Annotated in this window: 12 protein-coding genes; 1 reads left to right on the top strand and 11 read right to left on the bottom strand. The window is 52.7% G+C overall.

Annotation, left to right across the window (positions count from 1 at the left end):
- Positions 1-65: 65 nt before the first annotated feature.
- The 7 genes from G491_RS29805 to G491_RS0107155 form a co-directional block, all read right to left on the bottom strand.
- On the bottom strand, positions 66-839 hold the full coding sequence (locus G491_RS29805; RefSeq protein WP_051327094.1) for a polysaccharide deacetylase family protein: 774 nt from the start codon (positions 837-839) through the stop codon (positions 66-68).
- The gene (locus tag G491_RS0107180) at positions 833-2,005 is read right to left on the bottom strand and encodes a glycosyltransferase family protein (protein WP_028314094.1); all 1,173 of its coding nucleotides are present in this window, start codon (positions 2,003-2,005) and stop codon (positions 833-835) included. The genes G491_RS29805 and G491_RS0107180 overlap by 7 nt, the downstream gene beginning before the upstream one ends.
- 39 nt (positions 2,006-2,044) lie before the next feature.
- The gene (locus G491_RS29800) at positions 2,045-2,665 is read right to left on the bottom strand and encodes a histidine phosphatase family protein (RefSeq protein WP_035218041.1); all 621 of its coding nucleotides are present in this window, start codon (positions 2,663-2,665) and stop codon (positions 2,045-2,047) included.
- Positions 2,649-3,779, bottom strand: coding sequence for a glycosyltransferase family 4 protein (locus tag G491_RS0107170; protein ID WP_028314093.1), 1,131 nt, complete (start codon positions 3,777-3,779; stop codon positions 2,649-2,651). Before G491_RS0107170 ends, G491_RS29800 begins: the two co-directional genes overlap by 17 nt.
- Before the next feature lie 41 nt (positions 3,780-3,820).
- On the bottom strand, positions 3,821-5,065 hold the full coding sequence (locus tag G491_RS0107165) for a glycosyltransferase family 4 protein (RefSeq protein ID WP_028314092.1): 1,245 nt from the start codon (positions 5,063-5,065) through the stop codon (positions 3,821-3,823).
- A gap of 99 nt (positions 5,066-5,164) precedes the next feature.
- Positions 5,165-6,472 carry a glycosyltransferase family protein gene (locus tag G491_RS0107160; protein ID WP_028314091.1) on the bottom strand — a complete coding sequence of 436 codons (1,308 nt, stop codon included), beginning with the start codon at positions 6,470-6,472 and terminating at the stop codon, positions 5,165-5,167.
- 230 nt (positions 6,473-6,702) lie between these two features.
- A complete protein-coding gene (locus G491_RS0107155; RefSeq protein ID WP_028314090.1) occupies positions 6,703-8,193 on the bottom strand; it encodes a 4-hydroxyphenylacetate 3-hydroxylase N-terminal domain-containing protein in 1,491 nt (496 codons plus the stop codon).
- Positions 8,194-8,434: 241 nt separating this feature from the next.
- Between G491_RS0107155 and G491_RS33505 the strand changes: the two genes are divergently transcribed.
- On the top strand, positions 8,435-10,108 hold the full coding sequence (locus G491_RS33505; RefSeq protein WP_051327093.1) for a LuxR C-terminal-related transcriptional regulator: 1,674 nt from the start codon (positions 8,435-8,437) through the stop codon (positions 10,106-10,108).
- Between the two features lie 76 nt (positions 10,109-10,184).
- Here G491_RS33505 and G491_RS0107145 read toward each other — a convergent pair whose 3' ends face one another.
- From G491_RS0107145 to G491_RS36255, 4 genes are all read right to left on the bottom strand, one after another.
- Positions 10,185-12,542, bottom strand: a complete 2,358-nt coding sequence (locus G491_RS0107145; protein WP_028314088.1) for a methyl-accepting chemotaxis protein — start codon at positions 12,540-12,542, stop codon at positions 10,185-10,187.
- 88 nt (positions 12,543-12,630) lie between these two features.
- Positions 12,631-14,100 (bottom strand): cache domain-containing protein, encoded by a 1,470-nt coding sequence (locus G491_RS0107140; RefSeq protein WP_157468072.1) that lies wholly within the window; start codon positions 14,098-14,100, stop codon positions 12,631-12,633.
- Between the two features lie 353 nt (positions 14,101-14,453).
- Positions 14,454-18,251 (bottom strand): hybrid sensor histidine kinase/response regulator, encoded by a 3,798-nt coding sequence (locus tag G491_RS34880; protein ID WP_248635338.1) that lies wholly within the window; start codon positions 18,249-18,251, stop codon positions 14,454-14,456.
- Between the two features lie 406 nt (positions 18,252-18,657).
- On the bottom strand, positions 18,658-18,855 hold the full coding sequence (locus tag G491_RS36255; RefSeq protein WP_248635342.1) for a hypothetical protein: 198 nt from the start codon (positions 18,853-18,855) through the stop codon (positions 18,658-18,660).
- Between the last annotated feature and the right edge of the window lie 48 nt (positions 18,856-18,903).

The following is an 18,903-nucleotide window of genomic DNA, read 5'->3' as shown; positions in this document are numbered from 1 at the left end:
TTTATGGTTCTGAAAAAACTATAATACAGTCTGGGCAAAAGTAAAATTAATAATCACTATTAATTTTACGCGAGAGAATTAAAAGCGCCCAATTCGAGTTTCTTCTCCGCGCGAAAGGCCTGCAGCAAAGCCTCCAGAGCTTTAAACGCTGCCTCGTTCATCAATTGATGGTGAATCATGACCCCGCAATATCCGCTGGACAGAGCCTTGGACAACTCCTGAAAAAAATCCGTTAAATCCTTTTTTCCGTTCTTTTCCCGGCGGGTGTGAAGATCCACGTTCACAAAGATGTCGGGAAGGCCTTGCGATTTTGGTTTGGCCCCTTTACTGCGCGAAACTCCATTATACCCCATGGATTGCAGCAGGGCAAGCGTATGCGCGCTGCAACGATTCCAAGGGGGCGTGAAAAACGGAAAGAAGCGTGAGCCCAGGATTTGTTCCAGCCGCTCCTTTCCCAATGCAAGGTCTCGGGCGATCGCCCCCTTGGTGCGGGACGGGCCGAATTCCTGCTTTTTACCTTCCGACTCATGGTTGATATGCCGCCATCCGTGCTGATGCCAGCACCACAGGGAAGGTTCGTCCCCGGCGACCTCCAAAAGAGCCTGCCATCTTGGGCGGGAAATCCAGGAGGGGGTTACAGCAAGGCACAAAGGGGCTTGATATTTTTTAAAAAGCTCCATCATACGGGAAAAGTTTTTGGACGGCGCGGCAATATCGTCAGCCCGAAAAAAGACCTTTCCCCGGCGAATTTTTTCCAGGGACTCATTCATGGTTCGGTCAAGCGAGCATTGAAAATCGTCCGGGTCGCATTTCCAAATGTCAGAAACAACTTTCAGCATCCGTCTCCGCTCCCATTTAGCGCCAGGCTCTCGGCCCATGCCGCCGTTTCCGCAGCGCCGTTCAGGTTGATCGGCGGAGTTTCCCCCCTGCCCTTTTCGATGATTCGTTGCATGCGAGGGATGAGCAGGTCCGGCTTTAAGCCCGCTTCCTCCAAAATTTCCAGGGCGCCCAGGGCTTCCAGCTTCCGGGCGCGCATAAGCTGCTCGCGATTTTGCTCGAAGGGCAAAACCAGAGCCGGGGCGTGTGCGGCCAAAGTGTTCATGCAGGTATTGTAACCCGCCATGCTGATGGACAAATCCGCGGCGTCCAGCCAGGTCAGAAAGTCGTCGGAAAATCGTTCAATGACAAGATGATCGTTGGAGCAGGCGGCCAGGCGCTCGAAATGGTCGTCATCCAGAAACGGGCCGGTAAAAACGTGCATATGCCAATTTGACGGGGCTTTTTCCAAAAAGGCCTTTTCCACGGGCTCCAACAAAGGCGCGCCCACCTTGCCGCCCCCGGCGCTGACCACGATCAATTTTTCCTCCGGTCCTATCCCCAGGGCTTTGCGCAATTTTTCTCCGGCGCCGGGCCTGGGCTTGGGCGTAACAAAACCGGTGTAATAGACCGGGACCGTGATTTTATCCATGGAGGCGAATGTGCCGCCCAAACTGACCAACGACGGGTCTGCATGCACGGCTAATCCATCAAAACAAGAATTCAAGATGCTCGTTACCCTGCTTTCATAGGCGGAGGGGTGCTTCTTTTCCACCAGGATATCCCGAAGGCTGCACACCACTTTGCAAGGAGGCAAGTCCCCCCTGCGGATTCCCGTCAGAATGGGATCCAGCTCAAACCGGAAGGCCTTACGGCCGAAGGGATACAGCTCTACAATGAAAAGATCGGGCTTTTCCTCTGAAAATATCTTTCCTAAAAGCTCCACGCGCTCTTTTTTGACCTCTTCAATGCCCTTGGCCGGGTCCAGGGAGTACATGCGGGAAAAGTCCTCGTCCATAGCCAGGCCGGGCAAACGGACTTCCCGAACATGAGGAGGAAGCGCTGCATCCACGGGAGGACCTCCGGACACAAGGATCACCTCATGGCTTGAGAAGGCCTTGATGATTTCCAGGCTGCGGAAAAAATGCCCCATCCCCAGCACGTGTTGGCAGTAAAAAAGTATTTTCATGGACTCTTTCTTTATTGAAAGCAGCAATAGCCTGGCAAATTATTGCAAAGCCACGCCGTTCAGGGCCTCGATTTTCAGCCCGGCGCCGTCACACGTCAAAATCTGGGCGTAGCCTTTTTTCAGCACCGAAGGTTCGGAGGGTAAAAAAGCCCGGCCCAAAAGATGGTACATGATGCAGGCTATGACGCCCCGATGGGCGACGATAATAAGGGTCTGGCCCGTCCATTTTTCGTGAAGCGTTTGTAAGGCTTTGGTGCAGCGTTTCATAACCGATATACGGGACTCGCCGCCCGGCGGAGAGAACTCCCAGCCCAAATCCACCATGCTTTGCAATATAACGGGCGATTCCTGCTTGATTTCAGCCAGGGTTTTGCCTTCCCAGCGCCCCCAAGACTGCTCCAGAAAGCCCACGTCCTGGCTCAGGGGCAAATCCAGGGTTTCGTTGATGTATACGGCCGTATCCACGGCGCGATTCAAGGGGCTGCATATCATCCGGTCCGGGGAATATTCTTTTAGGATCGCCCCCCAGGAACGAGCAGCCTGCACTCCCTCCGGGGTGAGCGGGCTGTCCGTCATCCCCTGGATGAGCTTCATTTGGTTCCATTTTGTCTGAGCGTGACGCACCAGAATAAACCGGGTTGTTTTAGCCTTGTCGTTCATAATGCTCCCTAATGCACCGGTTTAATATGTCTTCCATATTGGAATAATTGCAATCCAAGTCATGCCGGGATCTCACATACGAAGCCGCCCGGGCGCCCATTTCCGCCCTTTTGCCGGAATTCAAAAGCAAATCCTTCAAGGCGTTCACATAGGCCTCCAGATCGCCCAGAGGGGTGAGAAAACCGGTCCGGCCGTGAATCATGACCTCGGGGATGCCGCCGTTATTGCAGGCGACTATGGGCAAGCCGCAGGACTGTGCTTCCAGATAGACCATGCCTAATGTTTCGTTAAAACCGGGAAAGGCGAACACGTCCCCGGCGCTGTACACCCTGTTCATCCGGTCCCGCGGAATTTTTCCCAAGAGAATAAAATCTTCGCCCAAACACTCTTTGGCCGCCTGTTCGATGCGGCGGCGCTCCTTGCCGTCGCCGGCTATGGCCAGCTTAAACCGAAGGCCCTGGCTTTTCAAAACGCCGCAGGCCCTGATGACCCACAGCAGGCCCTGGGTTTTGACGTCAGCCCGGAACATGGCGGCGGAGAGAATCACAGGCTTGTCTTCCGCGCCCCACTGTTTTCTTAGTTCAACTCTTGCCTTTTCGTCAAAGGTGAAGGAGTGGGGCTTAATGCCCGGGCGGATGTAGCTTAGCCTGGAAGGAGCGATCAACCGCCTCAGATTTTTCATGTCTTCCTTGCGATTGGAGAATATATGGTCTGCGGCCTTCAAGGCATGCCGGTTCAAGTAAAACCCGGGCATGGTTTTTATGCGGCGTTTGTGCTTGGTGGAATAGACGCCCTGAAAAATCGCGTAAGGCAGGTTGAGCGCCTTGCAGACGCCAGGACCCAGCAAGTCCGGGGCTTTGTAATAGGAATGATAGGTCAGCCATAGGTCGGGTTTGGCGGATGCCGCAAGATCCAGCACGCGCTTTTTTTCCGCCCGGATTTGGGGAAACATTCCGGGCTCCCAATAAATCCAGCGGGTGCGCAGCCTGCTGGCGGCCGTAACCTCATGGCCGCGGCTTTGCAGGTATTCCACCAGCCCGCGGGCGGTCACAAGATCCCCGGAGGGATTGGGGTGATCCAGCGGCTTGAATGGAGGATAAAAGAATATCTTCATACACCGGTCCAGGCAATTGTCGGCTGACTAACTGGCTATTATTAAACTCCGGCGGCCCGATGAAGTTCGGCCAGATCCCCTATGAGCTTTTTGTTGGCGAATTCGGAATTCACAAGCGCCCGGGCGCTCTCGGCGACTTCCTTCCTGAGCTTTTCTTGCGTGAGAAGCTCCATGATGGCGTCAGCCATGGCTTCGGGCGATTTGGGATTGACTACCAAACCGGTTTTTTCATGGCGCAGCACCTCCGGAATGGCTGACACGTTGGTTCCCACAACAGGCACGCCCATGGCCATGGATTCCAGGAATACATTGGGAATTCCGTCCCTATCTCCGTTTTTGGCCACTTCGCAGCCAAGGACGAACAGATCGGACTTACGGAACTGATCAAGCACAACGCCGTGGGGCTGGGTTCCCAGGATTTTTGTTTTGGATTCCAGGCCGAGTTCCTTGATGAGCGCCAGGATGTCTTCCTTGTCATCTCCGTCGCCGATAAGGGTATGCTCAAACTCCACACCCCGTTCTTCCAGGATTTTCAGAGCCTTGTAAATGGTGGGCAGGCCTTTTTTGGCGGTCATCCTGGCAACGGTGAACAATTTATAGGGCGGTTTGGGCATGGCGCCGTTTTCGGACCCGGCAAACAACTCCACATCGATCCCGTGATAAATCCTGTATATGGGCGTCGACCCGTCCAGGGCGATTTTCTTTAAGTGCTGACGGTTGTATTCCGTGCACGTCACCACGTATTGGGCCAGCTTGATCTTTTCAGCAAGCTGCCTTTCGTCCGAGGTGTAGATGTCCTTGGCATGGGCGGTGAACGAAAAAGGCAGACCGGAAAGCATGCTGGTGAACATGGCCACTGACGTGGGCGAATGGGCGAAATGGGAGTGCAAATGCGCAACCCCGCTTTGAGGCAGTATTTTATGCACAACGTATCCAGCCTGGAGCAGGTGCTTGAAGGTGGCCGACTTTCTGGTGCGCAAAAACCGCTTAAAGGCCAGCCCCAGAGCCTTGAGGTAGACGTCCGGCTTTTTTATCAGCAAAGGGATGTTATGCCTTAAAAAAGTCCCCATGGGCTTCCAAAGGGTCTGGGGAAGATAGTCCACGGGCGCTTTAATCTGTTTGACGCTGTCGTGGCAAAAAGACTCTCTGGGATGCCGCATGGAAATCAGATGGATTTTAAAGCCCATTTTTTCGAGCAAGAGAATTTCGTTGGAAATAAATGTTTCGGAAATTCTAGGATAGCCTTTTAGAATAATACCCAACACGGGTTTTGCCTGATCACTCATTATGCATCTTCCTAAACGTAAAAAGCCGAAGGCGTTCGGCGGAAACAACAGCCCCGCAGCGCCGCAGCGGCTTTGAATTTAATATTTTGGGCTTCGACTTCACTCCGGCCCATGATATCGGGCCATTTGGGCGTGGGCTGGCAGGGGGTTGGAGGGCTCTGAAAGTCCGCCGTACGAAGTGGATGCGGCGGCTTTTTTACAGGAACATCCGGCGGGTTGGCGTTGGAATTGTTTAAGGCGCTGGCTGATGACATCCAGGCCTGTGAGTTGAAATTCCGAAATGGCCTTTAAGTAAGTTTTGGAATTGCCCAGAAGCTCCTTGATTTTGGAGTCCATGGCCTCCGGGCAAAGGGAATCTTCGGGGATATAGTCAACCAAACGCCTTTCCTTGAGAACCTGGGCGCGAATCAACTGCTCCTTGCGCGGCGTCTCCCTGGGGATGATCAGGGACATTCTTCCCAAAGTAAGGCTTTCGCAAACCGTGTTATACCCTCCCATGCTGACCACCAGGTCTGCAGCGGCCAGAACTTCCTCCATGCTCCGGTGAAACTGGATGGCCTGCACGCCCAGCTTTTTGGCCCGGGAAACCACGTTATCCCGCTCTTTTTCCGCCATAAAAGGTCCTGTGACCAACAGGCTTTTAAAGGAGGTTTTTCCCTTTTGGCGTTCCAGCATGGATAAAAAGCAGTTCAGCAGAGAGTAGCCGTCCCCTCCCCCGCCGGTGGTGGCCACTACCAGCTTTTCGCCGTTGGAGCACCCAAACCTTTTACGCATGGCTTTTACGGCGGCTGGCGCGGGCACATTTCGGGGGATATAGCCGGTAAAAAGCATCTTGTCGCTGATTGCCGAAGGGATGCGGTATTCGGTTATGGGATCGTAGAACTCCTTAATTCCATAAACCCAGATCTCGCTGTAGGTGTCTTCCAGCAGGTCGTAAATGCCTTTATCCCGCCAGTCTTTGCAGGTGGCCGACGATTCGTCCATGATGTCGCGCAGTCCCAGGACGGTCCTGGTTCCGGGCAAAGACCTGCGCAGCCACTGGAGGGTGGGCAGGATCTCTTTTTTAAGGCCCAGGGGCTCTTTGTCCACAATGAACAAATGGGGCTGAAAGGTTTTCGCCGTGGCTTTGATGATGCTCTTGCGTATGTCCAGCGCCTGGTTGGGATGAATCTTGATGGAAAGGGGCAGATATTCTTCGTTGGCCTTTTTGATCATGCCCGGAATCCGGACAAAGTCGATCTTGTCCGGCAAGGCGTACCGCCCCACAATGGGGGAGCCCGTCAGTATGAGTATATTGGTGTTACGCCCACGTAAATGCGATGCAATGGCCATGGTGCGGCGGATGTGCCCAAGGCCGTAAGTGTCGTGGGAGTACATCAAAATATTGTATGTCGATTTGCGTTTCATCCCTTGTTCCAACGTGGTGTGCGTGGAGTGTTTTCGTATTAACAATAATGGCTTTTCGGGTCAATAGGGAAATCAAATTCGACGGTTTGTGAACAATTTTTTGAATTCTGCAAGTCGCGGAAGGCGAGTGACAAATTCAACCGGCTTGAAGATGCCATGACAAAAGGATGGCAAAAAAAGGCCGAGCCCGATGGGGTCCGGCCTTGTGAGTGGGATCAAACAGGTTTTCTTTAATTGCCGGCCCAATCCTTGGCGCCCTTGTTGTGGCCGGGCCATTCGGATGATTCGCCGATGCCGGCCCATTCCTTGGCAATGCCGATTCGGTATTCCAAATCATAATGGGACCGCACCAGAATATGCCCGGTATGGGGCGAGCCTGAAGCGTTCACGCCCCACCCCATATAATAGCCCGTAAACTCGGTGGAGGAAAGCTCCCTGCACAAATACAGGGCGCGCATGCGTTCTTCGGTGGTGTATTTTTGGTTTCCCGCCAGGGTGACGTCCAGGAGCTTTTTGAGCTTGGGGTTCTGGTAATCCCTGGCCGTGGGCATGGTGACAATAATGCCGCCCCCAATATCATGGAGCATTTGGATATGCTCTCCGGTCAGCTCCTTGATGTAATTAAGCCCTGCATTGGCCTTGAGGGGATCGGGCATGAACACGCCGCTGGGGTGCATCTTGCCCGCCGCCGCAGCTCCAAAAGCGCACCCTTGGGCGATTTCCGCCATTTGCATGCAGTGCGTCAGCTTGTCCTGGATATGGGACTTGTTCAAGACTCCGTTTACATCGGCGACCAGGGCGGCGATGCCGGCCACCAGGTCCGAGTGCCCTGCCAGGCAACTGCATTTGGACTGACGCTGAATCGTTCCGAAATAGTAGGGAAACAAAGCCGCCATGTCCCATTCTCCGCACAGGAGGACCTGATCCCAGGGGATGAAAACGTCTTCGAAGAAAGTCGCGCCTTCCACAATTCCAAAAGCGGAGCTCATGGGGCATTGCATGGGCATGTCGATATGCTCCACGTTGGGAGAGGGTTTGGCGATCAAGGTGATGCCCGGGGTATCGGTCCGCGCCCAAAAGGCCACGGCAAAGTCCTTGTCCTCCTCGGTCATGGCCCTGCAAGGCAAAACGCTGATAATGGGCGTGCACGGGCCGTAGGATGTGTGCACCTTGCACCCGCTGACCGTAATGCCCTTGGCGTCCCTTTTGACGACCCGTACGCCAGGATAATTCTGTTGTTTGGAAGGCCTGACCGAACGATCCCCTTTGGCGTCCATCTTGCCCAAGGACGAATCCCAGTCGTTTTTCTGCATGAGCTCCGCGAAACGCTTCATGTTCTCATGATACTTGGTTCCGTGCTTCTGATCCGTCTCCCAGGTAACGGCCCATAATAGCGTTTGGATGTTGGAGCCGCACCAGGCGCAAAACCGGCGATTGGCAATGTCCCGGGTTAAATCCAGCTTAAGCAGGGAGTCTTCCATGGTGGTCTGAAGGTGGGTGCTCAGCCTGCGGATGGGTTCATTAACAAGGGGCGACTGCACGGCGGCCACATCCTTGTTGGCGGCCTCAAAGGCAAAGTCATGATTTTGGGAAACGATCTTCATGGTGGATTCAAAACGGGGATCGTCCCAGATGTTTTCCACCTTTTCCCCCAGCATGTACACATTGGGTTTGGTTTCCCGCAAAAAATCCAGGTATTCTTCTCCGGTTTTAATAGCCATGGCGTCTCCTTTCCATTTTTCGGTTTTTGTCGGATATGAAACAAAGCGTTGGTCCCTTGGCTGCAATTTGTTGGCGCCATTATAACGGGCTGTGTAAGCCTTGACTATCGGCCTGTGTCGGATAATTTTTACAGAATATGGGTAGGCTCTTGTCAGAATTTGGACTACATTGTATACTGGAATAATCGTAAACCGGCCTGGAAATGGAGGTTCGTTTTAACCTAAAAAACGAGAGCAACTTATGGATGTATTGCGCAGCGAAATCGCGGCGGAGCTTTTGGATGCGCTGGACGAGGCTTCTCAAAGCGTCTTTTACGTCATCCAGGACGGAAAATTCGTGTACGGCAATAAAAACGGATGCCGGATCACGGGACTGGACCATCAGCGGGACGTGTATGGAAAGCCCGCCTTAAAGTTCGTGCATCCGGACGACAAAAAGCTCATCACGGAAATGACCCGCAAGGTGATGAACGGCGACAGCATCCACCCCTTTGAATGGCGTTTACACACAGTTGACGGAAACATCGTGTGGGTCATGGGCTTTTTGGTCAGGATCAATTTTCGCGGCCGTCCTGCGGTTCTGGGGAGCTACATTGACATAAGCCGGACAAAGGAAACGTGGTCGGAGCTTCAGGAAACCAGCAAAAAGCTGGAGGAGGCCACTCTGAACCTGCAACTGGTGCGGGAGGAGGAGCGGGCGCAGATTGGCTGGGAAATCCAGGAGAACCTTGGATCCACCCTGGAGAGCCTGCGCACGGAAATCGAAGAGTTGTTTGAGGGTGGAGATTCGGACAAAGCCCCTATCCTGCACAAGATTGACTTGGCGCAAGACGCTTTGTCCAGGATTTGGGCTCACATGAACTGGCGGGAAAAGGAGACCCCGGACTTAAACAGCGCGGTCAGGAGGCATGCCAGGGAGATTGAAGAGCAAACCGGCATACAGGTGGAGCTCAGCCTTACGCGAAAGAAAATCAGCCTTGCTGCAAAGGACGCCGCCGCCATAGCCCAGTTATGCGGGGGAGTGCTGAAGACGCTTGCTGATATCGGCGATTGGCAAGCCATGGAGGTCCATCTCGAATACAATAATCAACGCATTGAATTAGAGTATATCTGCCATCCCTCCGATAAAGGAAGCCCGTCAATCCCGGGCATTGATGAAGCCCGTTTTCATCCCATATCAAAACGGCTGCAAGAGTGGGGCGGCGGCCTGGCTATTGACAAGTTAGAACGCAAGCTCGTGCTGAAGGCGTCTTTTGCCCCGCCCTTTGTCTCCGGGGAGCGTCAAACCCGCATTTTGTTGGGCAGCGGACAACCGATTTTGCGGGAGGGAATCGTCCGGATTTTATCCGGAATGGAAGATGCGGCCGTCGTGGAAGAAGCCTCCACCTTCCTGGAACTCATGGACAGACTGAAAGATGTGGATTTTGATTTGCTGCTTTTGGATACCAGCATTTTGGGCGCCCAGGCGGTCCATAATCTCATGAAAATCAAGGAGACCTCTCGGTACACTCCCGTCCTGACGCTAACGCCGGACAGCGATGACGATGATTTCAGCGTTCGGATGCTTCGCCATGGCGCAGCAGGCTGCCTGTCGCATTCCAGCAGCGTCAACGAATTGATAGCGGCCGTGCACAAGGTCGCCGCCGGCAGGAAGCATGTGAGCAATCGCATCGCCGAAAAACTGGCCTTTGAGGTGGATATCTACGCGCCCAAGCCTTTTCTATACAAACTCTCCGACAGGGAGCGCCAGGTCATGTTTATGATCGCCGAAGGCAAGACCATGAAGGAAATCGCCTCGGAGTTGCGCCTCAGCTACAAGACCATCGCCACGTACAGAACCAGGGTGTTTGAAAAAATGCATATGCGGACCGACGCGCAAATTGTCCGCTATGTGGTTTCGAAAGGGCTGTTATAAAAAGGGGCCTGCGCCGTCTATGCGCAAGCCCCCTGTTTTTAGTCCGGGCTTTTTAGCCCATGATCATTTTTGCTGGCTAAAAGTCCTTGAAATCATCATCGTCTTCAAAGGGGATTACCTGAGCGGGGCTGACCTCCTGGGATTGTTCCAGTTTTTTCGGTTTCGCGGCCGTCCTTGATGCCGGTTTGGCTCCTGCGCGCCCGGAGGCAATGGCGAGAGGCCTCACGCCGCTCTTCCTTTCCAATCTACCGCCTTTGCTCCCGGCGCCGCCCACCAAGGCGAGCAACTCCTCCACGGAGCTTTTCATTACCTCGGCCTGGGCGTTCAGTTCTTCGGAGGCAGAGGCCGATTCCTCGGCGTTGGCGGCGTTCTGCTGGGTGACCTTGTCCATTTCGGAGACGGCCTTGTTGACTTGCTCGATGCCTTGAGCCTGTTCGTTGGAGGCTGCTGAGATCTCGCCCACCAGTTCCCCGACCTTTCTGGAGCTTTCGGCAACCTGGCTGAAGGCTTCGTTTGTTCTGGTGACAATTTCTCCGCCGTCTCCCACCCTTTTCACGGTGGTTTCGATCAGGTCGGCGGTGTTTTTGGCGGCTTCCGCCGCGCGCATGGCCAGGTTGCGCACTTCGTCAGCCACAACGGCGAACCCGGCGCCGGCCTCCCCTGCCCGAGCCGCTTCCACGGCTGCGTTCAGGGCCAGCAAATTGGTCTGGAAGGCGATTTCATCGATGGTTTTGATAATTTTGGAGGTTTCTTCGCTGGCCTTGGAAATTTCCCCCATGGAAACGGTCAAATCCTCCATGGACTGATTGGCCACAGCCACCACCTGATTGGCGTCCCTCATGAGCTTATCGGCCTGATCCGCATTCTCGGCGTTCTGCTTGGTCATGGAGGACATTTCCTCCAGGGAGGAGGAAGTTTCCTCCAGGGAGGCCGCCTGCTCCGAAGCCCCTTCGGCCAGGGACTGGCTGGAGGAGGACACCTGGCCGGAGGCGGAGGCCACTTGCTCGGCGCCTTCATCCAGATCGGCGCTGATTTTCCCCAAAACCTGAATCAAGCCGCGGGTGATGAATAGCGCCGCGAATATGGCGACGCACAAGCCGATGGCAAGGCCCACGATCATGACCAAAGAAGCAGTGGACAGTGCCGAAGCGGCCTGTACCGCGATTTCATCCGTGCTCTTCAACCCAGCATCAGCCGAGTCCTCACAAGACTTGATCAGTATATTTGCCGCCTCCAAACGTTCGGAGGCTATTTCCTGGAGCTTATGCCAACTGATCAGAAAATCGTTCAATCCCGCGGCGTAATCTTTGCCCGCCTCCTCAGTATTGTTAATCTGATCAATATTGGCTTGGCTGCGCGTGATCTTTCGCAGCTGAGCGTATTTAGCATCAATTTCAGGAAAGTTTTCCAGCGCGCTTTTGATGAGCTCAGGGTCGCGTGTGGCTTGGGACTTAAAGGCTTTCACCCGGGCGTCGTTCCCCAAATCAATGATGTCGTTCACCAGAAAAATCTTCTGGTTGCGCTCCTGCATTTCAGCATTAAGCTGTTTTTGCTGGGACTCCAAAAAGGACTCGCAATTGGAAACGTACCTGGCGGCTTCGTCATCCATGGCGCCTCGATGCCTTAAAAGGATGCTTTGGTCCGCAAAATCCCCCTTCTTGAACTCCGCCAAAAATCCGGTCATTGCAGATCCGTACGCAACGGCCGCCGCTTCGGTTTCATCAATCTGCTTGATGTTCATTTGGTTGCGGGTAACAGCCCTAAGTTTGTTGGTGTATGTTTTTAAGTCACCAAGCTGGGAAATGGCCTTCTCCATCATGTTCGGGTCCGCGTTAGCCTGAGCTTTAAAATTGGCCACTCTAACCTGAGTGCCCAAATTCACTATATCGGTCACAATTTTGATTTTATTCTGCCTGTCTTCCAAATCCCTTTGAAAGGCGGCTTTCTGGTCTTCCAGGAATGAGTTGCAATTTTGCATGTAAACGGCGGCGTTTTCATCCAGTTTGGACCTTTGGGCGTCCATTTCTTCAATGGTTGCTTTCGTTTGCTCAATCAGGCCTGCGTAAACCTCAGCAGCTTTACGGGCATCGGCGACCTGAAGTTTCAACGCCTTCAAATGCTTGGAATTTTCCGCCAAATCCGAAGCTTCGTCCAAATGACGTTTGACCGCTTCAGATTCTTTGAGTGCAGCCTGTAAATAGTGCGTTTCCTCGGACATGCCGTACCCGCGCATCTGAAACATGAGCTGGTTGACCGCACCTCGTAAATCAGTGGTCACACGAACTTCCGGCACATATTCATAGGCAAGTTTTGTTGAATCGGCCTCCACTGTTTTCATGTTGTATACGGCCATGCCGCCCAATCCCATGGCGATCAGAATTACTATCGCGAATCCCAATATGATTCGCTGTCCAACGGTCATTTGCTTTCCCATAATGTCTCCTTTTTTCACACCTAGAGATTATTGAAAAAATACAGCTAAATTATTTTTCCGGTTTTCAGTATTTTCCCGGATAGTTGCCTTACCCGGTCTCCTCGGCCTGCATGATTTCCTTCACCATGGCCCCCACATTTTTGGCGTCGTCCAAGGTATGCACCGCGCTGCTTGTTTGGCCTCGGGACCGCCACAGGACATGCAGGCGCGAGGGGTCGTAGTCATATAATATGGCGGCGGACTCCGCCTGAGGATTATTCAAAACAAGGATTTGGGACAACAGGTAGCCCTCTTCAATGAGCTTGTCGATGATGGCGGGCAGCGTCTCAGAACGGGGCGCAATCACCATAAATATCAAGGACCTTTTTTCACTGGGTAAAATGTCGAAACTCTCGATGCGCTTGACCATGCGTCCAACAAGATTCACGCCGCCGCCGCCGTAAATTTTGTCATGGGGGCTTACGTGCGCCATGTACCCGAACCGTCTCGGGCATGCAGCAAGAAATCCGGTGCAGGTGGATACGCCGAATGTATGCAGCCGTTCTCCCTCCTTGGCCCATAAAAACTCGTCCATATCAATACGAAGGGTTCTTGATGCCTGCGGGATCTCCAGGCGGCGGGCGGGGGGCGCCGGCTGATTTTGGAGTTGATCCATCAACCTGTTTGCATAGTACTTCCGGTGCTCGGCGTAATGCTGCGTAATGATTTCGTCCTTATCCATTTTTGCGACGACAAGCCACTGGACGCCCATGAAGGAAACGACTTCAAAGGATGATAAGGCCTGACATCCCCGGTAATCCGTAACCATGCGCCGGCCCCGGCCTTCCTTGAACTTGGCCTGGATGTTCCTGTCGTCCAGCTTTTTGTTCAAGATGCTGGAATCACCCGTAAAATTAGATTCCGTCAACATTAGGCCATCTGCATTGACCAAAAAAGTCTCTCCGGTTTGCCCCAAACTTTCTATCCAGGCGAATATGGTGTTCACTTTGTTGACTGCCAGTTGAAGCACCAACCACCCCTGATGTTCATTTTTAATAAGCACCGGCTCCACAAAAAAGGCGGCGGATTCGGCGGACGGGGCGTACTGGAAAAAATCCACAAAGCATTCTTCTTGCGGCTTTGCCTCCAGGCATTGAGACAAGCGGCTTCCGCCAGCCTCCCCGGTAATAAGGTTTGCGCCGGGAATATAGTCCTTGCGCATGGAATGGATGACATCTCCATTAAGGGTCACAAACAGAACGTCGTAAAACGCGAAATAATTTTCGGCGAAGTAAACCGAAAGCGACCTTTCCAATTCGTCGATCGTTTTTTCCAGTTCACGGGAAGAAAGATTTTGGCTTTTGGCCTGGCTGTATTGCTGATGAATATCAAAACAGCCCGACATAAAAGGATCCTTGGCGACCTGACGCGCCAAGCCGTGAATCCGGTCGCAGAACCGGTGCAGGGCCGCTACTTTTTCTTCCCTGGCGTAATCCAGAGCTACATAGGCCCAATCGTACACTCCCTTGGCGGAGCAAGGGGCGGCCGCGGCAAGCAACGAAGAGGAGATGATAGTCATTATCAATAAGCGACTAAAGAATCGGACATGCCATTTGAGGGTAACTACTTTATAATAAAGAATTTTGATATGGGATGAATCCATTGTGCTAAGCATGTCTGTGAAATTTTACTCCCCTTGTATTATCGACAGTTTTTTTAAACAGATTCTAATTGGATTTCCGGCAAGAGAATTATTCAAAATTCGTGCCAGCAAGGAAAGGCCATGCAAAATAGCGGGGTCGCCCTAACCGCGGCGAAAAGTAAAAAGTGCGGAAAATTAAACACGGCATGTTTGAATTTCAACAAAAGGCGGTGTAATTTTCAAAATTTAGGACAATCATATGTGTGAGGTTTGAAAGGCCGGCGGGAAGTTCACGCCTGGTCCAGCGCGGTCCGGACGACCTGGGCCAACTCCCTTTTTACTACAGGCTTCGTGACGTATCCCTGAATGCCCATGGAAGCGGCCTTTTCTTCGTCAATAAAATTGCTGAAGCCCGTGCAAATTATGACAGGCAGTTCCGGCCTGATTTTACGCATCTCCATGGCCAGTTGGGCGCCCGTCATGTTCGGCATGGTCATGTCTGTCACCAATAGATCAAAGGCATGGGGGTCTTTTGTAAATGATTCCAGAGCTATGAGGCTTGAGGAGCAGGAGACGACATCATATCCGAGTCTTTCAAGAATTCTTGTTTCCAGTCTTTCCACGGGCGCCTCGTCGTCCACCAACAAAATTTTTTCCGATCCCCCAGGAACGGGCGTTTCGTCCGTTTTTTCCCTGGCCTCGAAGACGCGTTCCTTAACAGGCAGGTAGATGCTGAACTTCGTCCCTCGCCCGGGTTCGCTATAAGCCCGCACGGCGCCTTGGGCTGAGGTGACGATTCCATGCACCACGGAAAGCCCCAGGCCCGTCCCCTTGCCTCTTGGCTTGGTGGTGTAATAAGGATCGAAAATTCTTTCCAGGACCTTATCTTCAAGGCCTATGCCTGTGTCCGACACGGTGAGCACGGCATATTTCCCCCCCGACAATTCGGGAAAAGAGGGGTCGTTGGAGGAGACGGCGCTTTCCTTTAATGTCACAGTGAGGGCGCCGCCTGTCATTTCCATGGCATGATACGCATTTGTCGCCAAATTCATGACTATCTGGTGAATCTGCGTGGGATCGGCCATCACAATGCCGCATTTCGGATCAATGTCCAGTTGAAAGTCGATGGTGGTCGGAATGGCCCCGCGGAGCAGCTTCATGGCTTCCTTGATGATGGGCTGAAGCCGGAGGGGCCTCACTTCCTGATTGTCCTGGCGGCTGAATGTTAAAATCTGCTTGACCAGTTCCCTGGCTCTTAAAGCGGCTTGAAAAACCTCCTCCACATGGTTCTGCATGGGACTGTTGGGAGGGATGTCTTCCTTCAGCATCTCGGTAAACCCAAAAATGGGCGTTAAAATATTATTGAAATCATGGGCGATCCCACCAGCCAGGGTCCCGATGGCCTCCATCTTCTGGGACTGGGCCAGTCGCTCTTCCAGTTGGATTTCCTCGGTGATATCCCGTTTCACGCCAATATAATTGGTGATTTCGCCGTTTTTATCCATTACGGGAGAAATGGAGGCCTTTTCGATGAAAAAGCCGCCGTCCTGAGTTTTATTAACCATGCGGCCTTCCCAGGTGCGGCCGCTGCTTATGGTTTGCCACATGTGAGCGTAAAAGGCCTCATCCTGCTCTCCGCTTTTTAGTATATTGGGGTTGCGGCCGATCACTTCCTCCCTGGAGTACCCGGAAACCCTTTCAAATGAGGGATTGACGTATTGGATATTTCCATCCGTGTCGGTAATGACGATGGTTTCCCCGCTTTGCTCCACGGCCTGGATCAAACGCTCCCGGTCAGCCTCGGTTTTTTTATTCTCCGTAACATCCGCAAAAATGCAGGCAAACTGCCCGGGGGCGGGTCTGTAAGCGGTCACGTAAAAATGCCGTTCCAATGCCACGGAATAGTTTTCAAATGCAATGGGCTCGCCGGTTAAGGCAACCTTTCCATAGGCTTCAATCCAGCTTTTCTCCGTGAGCGGAAAGACCTCCAGCACCCGTTTGCCCAGGATGTCTTCTCCTTTTAATCCGGTCATTTTTTCAAAGGCGGGGTTGACCGCCAAAAAGCGATAATCCACGGGCTCTCCATCGTCATTGCAAATAATCTCATGGAGCGCAAACCCGTCCATCATCTCCTCAAACAAGGACTTGAAGTCCCTTTCCACCTTCCTGTGTTCGGTGATGTCCCGGCAAATACCCAAAACCGAGGTCAGTTGTTTTTTGGCGTCCCACACCGGAACGAAACGCACATTATATACTTTGACGGGATGCGTCCCTGTTACAACAAGTTCGGACTCGCAGCCGGCGTTTGTTCTGAAAACCTGGTTCAAACTCTTATCGAGAAATTCCGCCTGATACTCGGGATAGCCAAGCTCCCTATGGGTTTTTCCAATTCCTTGCCCGGGAGTCAGGCCCATGACCTCTCCGGCTTTATCGGAAATAAAGAGGTAGCGCCCCTTCCTGTCCATGCGGAACAGTAAATCCGGCAGGCCTTCCAACAGAGCTCTTTGCCTGGCCTGATTTTCTTGAATGGTTTCCTGCAGGCGGATTCTTGCAGCGACCCTGCCGAGCCTTTCCGCCAGTGCGTGCAGAAGGTCCGCCTCTTCTCTTAAAAACGCCTCGCCGTCATGAAGCAGAGGCGTCTCCAGGTATCCTGCTTCAATAACTCCGAGCCTTTCCCCTTCCACTTCAATGGGAGTGGAAATCTTGAGCGCCGTGTCCTTGTAGTTTTCCGTGGCGTAGGTTTGCCCCTCAAAGGAAATGCTCGCCCAGGCCATGGAAGAGTGCCGGAGTCCATGGGGGATAAGCTCCACGCACCCGCGAATGATTTCCTCCTGGGTAATCCCCGGCGTTTCCACCAGGCGTCCCAGCCCGAACAGGCACTGGAGTTCGCTGACCCTTTTGCGCAGGAATTCTTCTGAGCGCCTCATTTCCGTAATGTCTGACATTACCGCCTGCACCTGGTCGAGATGTTCTCCCCCATGGGAGAATCGCGGAACAATGCTGAGTTGAATCCAGCGATACTCCTTCAATTTGGGGTTATAGACTCCTCTCACGATGTCTCGAACAGGCTCGCCGGTTTCTAACACCTTTCTGGCGGGCGATTGGTCCGGCGGCATGGCTTCCCCGGACTCCAGAATGACGTTCCAGTCGAATTTATACAGGTTTTGTCCGAGCATCTCCTCCCGGGACAATCCCAATATTTCGCAAGCAGAGGGGTTCACCTCGGTCAAATTCCCAAAGGCGTCAATCACCAGCACCCCCTGAGACATGGTGTCAAACAGATGCCTGTAGCTTGTCTGGCTGATTTTCAGCGAATTGAACAGAGTCTCGAAGGGCCTCCGCAAACCGGAATAAATCAGGCTGCGATAAATCAGATAAAAGGAAATGATTTTAAAAAGGTGCCCGACGACGTTAGATATGCCGTAGACGCTGATATAGAAAGTAAATGACAGCTCCGAGGCGATGGTGGCGGCCATGGAGAGCGACATCATTCTGTATATGTAGGGATTTAAGAAACGGCGATTTTTTCGCAAAGCCGCCAATGAGGCCAGCAAGGTTGCGCAAATGACGTACTCGCTGATCACCTTGAAAGGCGCAAGCCCCTTTCCCTCCACAAAGCAGTCAGGAAATATTCTCCACCAGAATATGCTTACCAATGCAAAAAGGGTTACAGCCCCGTATGCGGCCATAACCGGCTCTGCTTTAACCTTTTTGCCTGCCATGATGGAAAAAAGAAAAAGAGCGGAGCTTTCCAGGTATCGGGCGAGAATCCAAAGCTGAGTCGGAAGATTGGGGCCCCATTCATTGGAAAACACCCCCATGCCTTTGTAGGACAGCGTGTGCAGCAAATCCACCCAACCCACAAACAAATAGGCCGCGCCCACCAGCAAAAGTGCGTTTTCCTCCATCATGCTTCGGGAGTTCCACACTAAGATGAAAAGCCCCCACGCAACGACAATGGAAATGAATTCGACCAGGACGTGAAATAATAGAAAATTTTGTTGGCTCAACCAATACAAAGAGATCAGGAGCAATAACAGAACTACAGCTAAAAAGCGCCGCCCCCACGTCCTGCCGGGCGCCTGCATGTTCCAAAAATCGGACAAAATATTGGGGGAAAAATCACCTGTTGGCTTCTTAAGGAACTCGGGCTCCGAGGCAATTTTTTGACGTTTTTTGTCAGATTCTCCACCCATTCAAACATCCCTGACATATCTGGAAATTACTATCCACTTAATATTATAATGATATTCTCAGCGCCAACAGTCCAAGCGGCGGTTCTGCAATTTTTCACGGTAAAAGCGTCTTTACAGGGTGCAAAATCAATGCCGGAAGATCAACCTTTGGTTAAAGCATCCATCCCTAACCGTTTTGAGCAATCACAGCCAGGTTGAACTTTTTATACAGCAGCCAGGGATGGAGGCAGAGGGGCCTTTTGCACAGAGGATCGGCGGGAGATAGGATAACGTAAAAATAATTATATTAAAAAATCAATTAGTTAATTAAATCAGATGCAAGCAATTTGCCGTCCGCCAGTTCCAGGCGGGAATCCGCAACCCTGGAAACCTGGTCCGGATAATGGGAAACCATAAGCACCGTGCAGCTTTCTTTCAGGGATGCCAGCAAATCCTCAATCATGCCTGCGGCTTGATAGTCCAGGGAAGACGTGGGCTCGTCAAAAAGCGGCACCATGGGCTCCAATATCAGGGCCCGGGCGATGCACAGCCGTTGCTGCTGTCC

Origin of the sequence: Desulfatibacillum aliphaticivorans DSM 15576, assembly GCF_000429905.1 — a bacterium.
Taxonomy (GTDB): domain Bacteria; phylum Desulfobacterota; class Desulfobacteria; order Desulfobacterales; family Desulfatibacillaceae; genus Desulfatibacillum; species Desulfatibacillum aliphaticivorans.
Note: the sequence above shows the minus strand (reverse complement) of the source record. Positions and strands in the feature narration are given on the sequence as shown.

Coding starts and splice junctions, on each gene's coding strand:
- G491_RS0107155 (WP_028314090.1), bottom strand. CDS start 8,193: ATGGCTATTAAAACCGGAGAAGAATACCTGGATTTTTTGCGGGAAACC.
- G491_RS0107165 (WP_028314092.1), bottom strand. CDS start 5,065: ATGAGTGATCAGGCAAAACCCGTGTTGGGTATTATTCTAAAAGGCTAT.
- G491_RS34880 (WP_248635338.1), bottom strand. CDS start 18,251: ATGCAGGCGCCCGGCAGGACGTGGGGGCGGCGCTTTTTAGCTGTAGTT.
- G491_RS0107145 (WP_028314088.1), bottom strand. CDS start 12,542: ATGGGAAAGCAAATGACCGTTGGACAGCGAATCATATTGGGATTCGCG.
- G491_RS0107160 (WP_028314091.1), bottom strand. CDS start 6,472: ATGAAACGCAAATCGACATACAATATTTTGATGTACTCCCACGACACT.
- G491_RS0107180 (WP_028314094.1), bottom strand. CDS start 2,005: ATGAAAATACTTTTTTACTGCCAACACGTGCTGGGGATGGGGCATTTT.
- G491_RS0107170 (WP_028314093.1), bottom strand. CDS start 3,779: ATGAAGATATTCTTTTATCCTCCATTCAAGCCGCTGGATCACCCCAAT.
- G491_RS36255 (WP_248635342.1), bottom strand. CDS start 18,855: ATGGTGCCGCTTTTTGACGAGCCCACGTCTTCCCTGGACTATCAAGCC.
- G491_RS0107140 (WP_157468072.1), bottom strand. CDS start 14,100: ATGACTATCATCTCCTCTTCGTTGCTTGCCGCGGCCGCCCCTTGCTCC.
- G491_RS29800 (WP_035218041.1), bottom strand. CDS start 2,665: ATGAACGACAAGGCTAAAACAACCCGGTTTATTCTGGTGCGTCACGCT.
- G491_RS33505 (WP_051327093.1), top strand. CDS start 8,435: ATGGATGTATTGCGCAGCGAAATCGCGGCGGAGCTTTTGGATGCGCTG.
- G491_RS29805 (WP_051327094.1), bottom strand. CDS start 839: ATGCTGAAAGTTGTTTCTGACATTTGGAAATGCGACCCGGACGATTTT.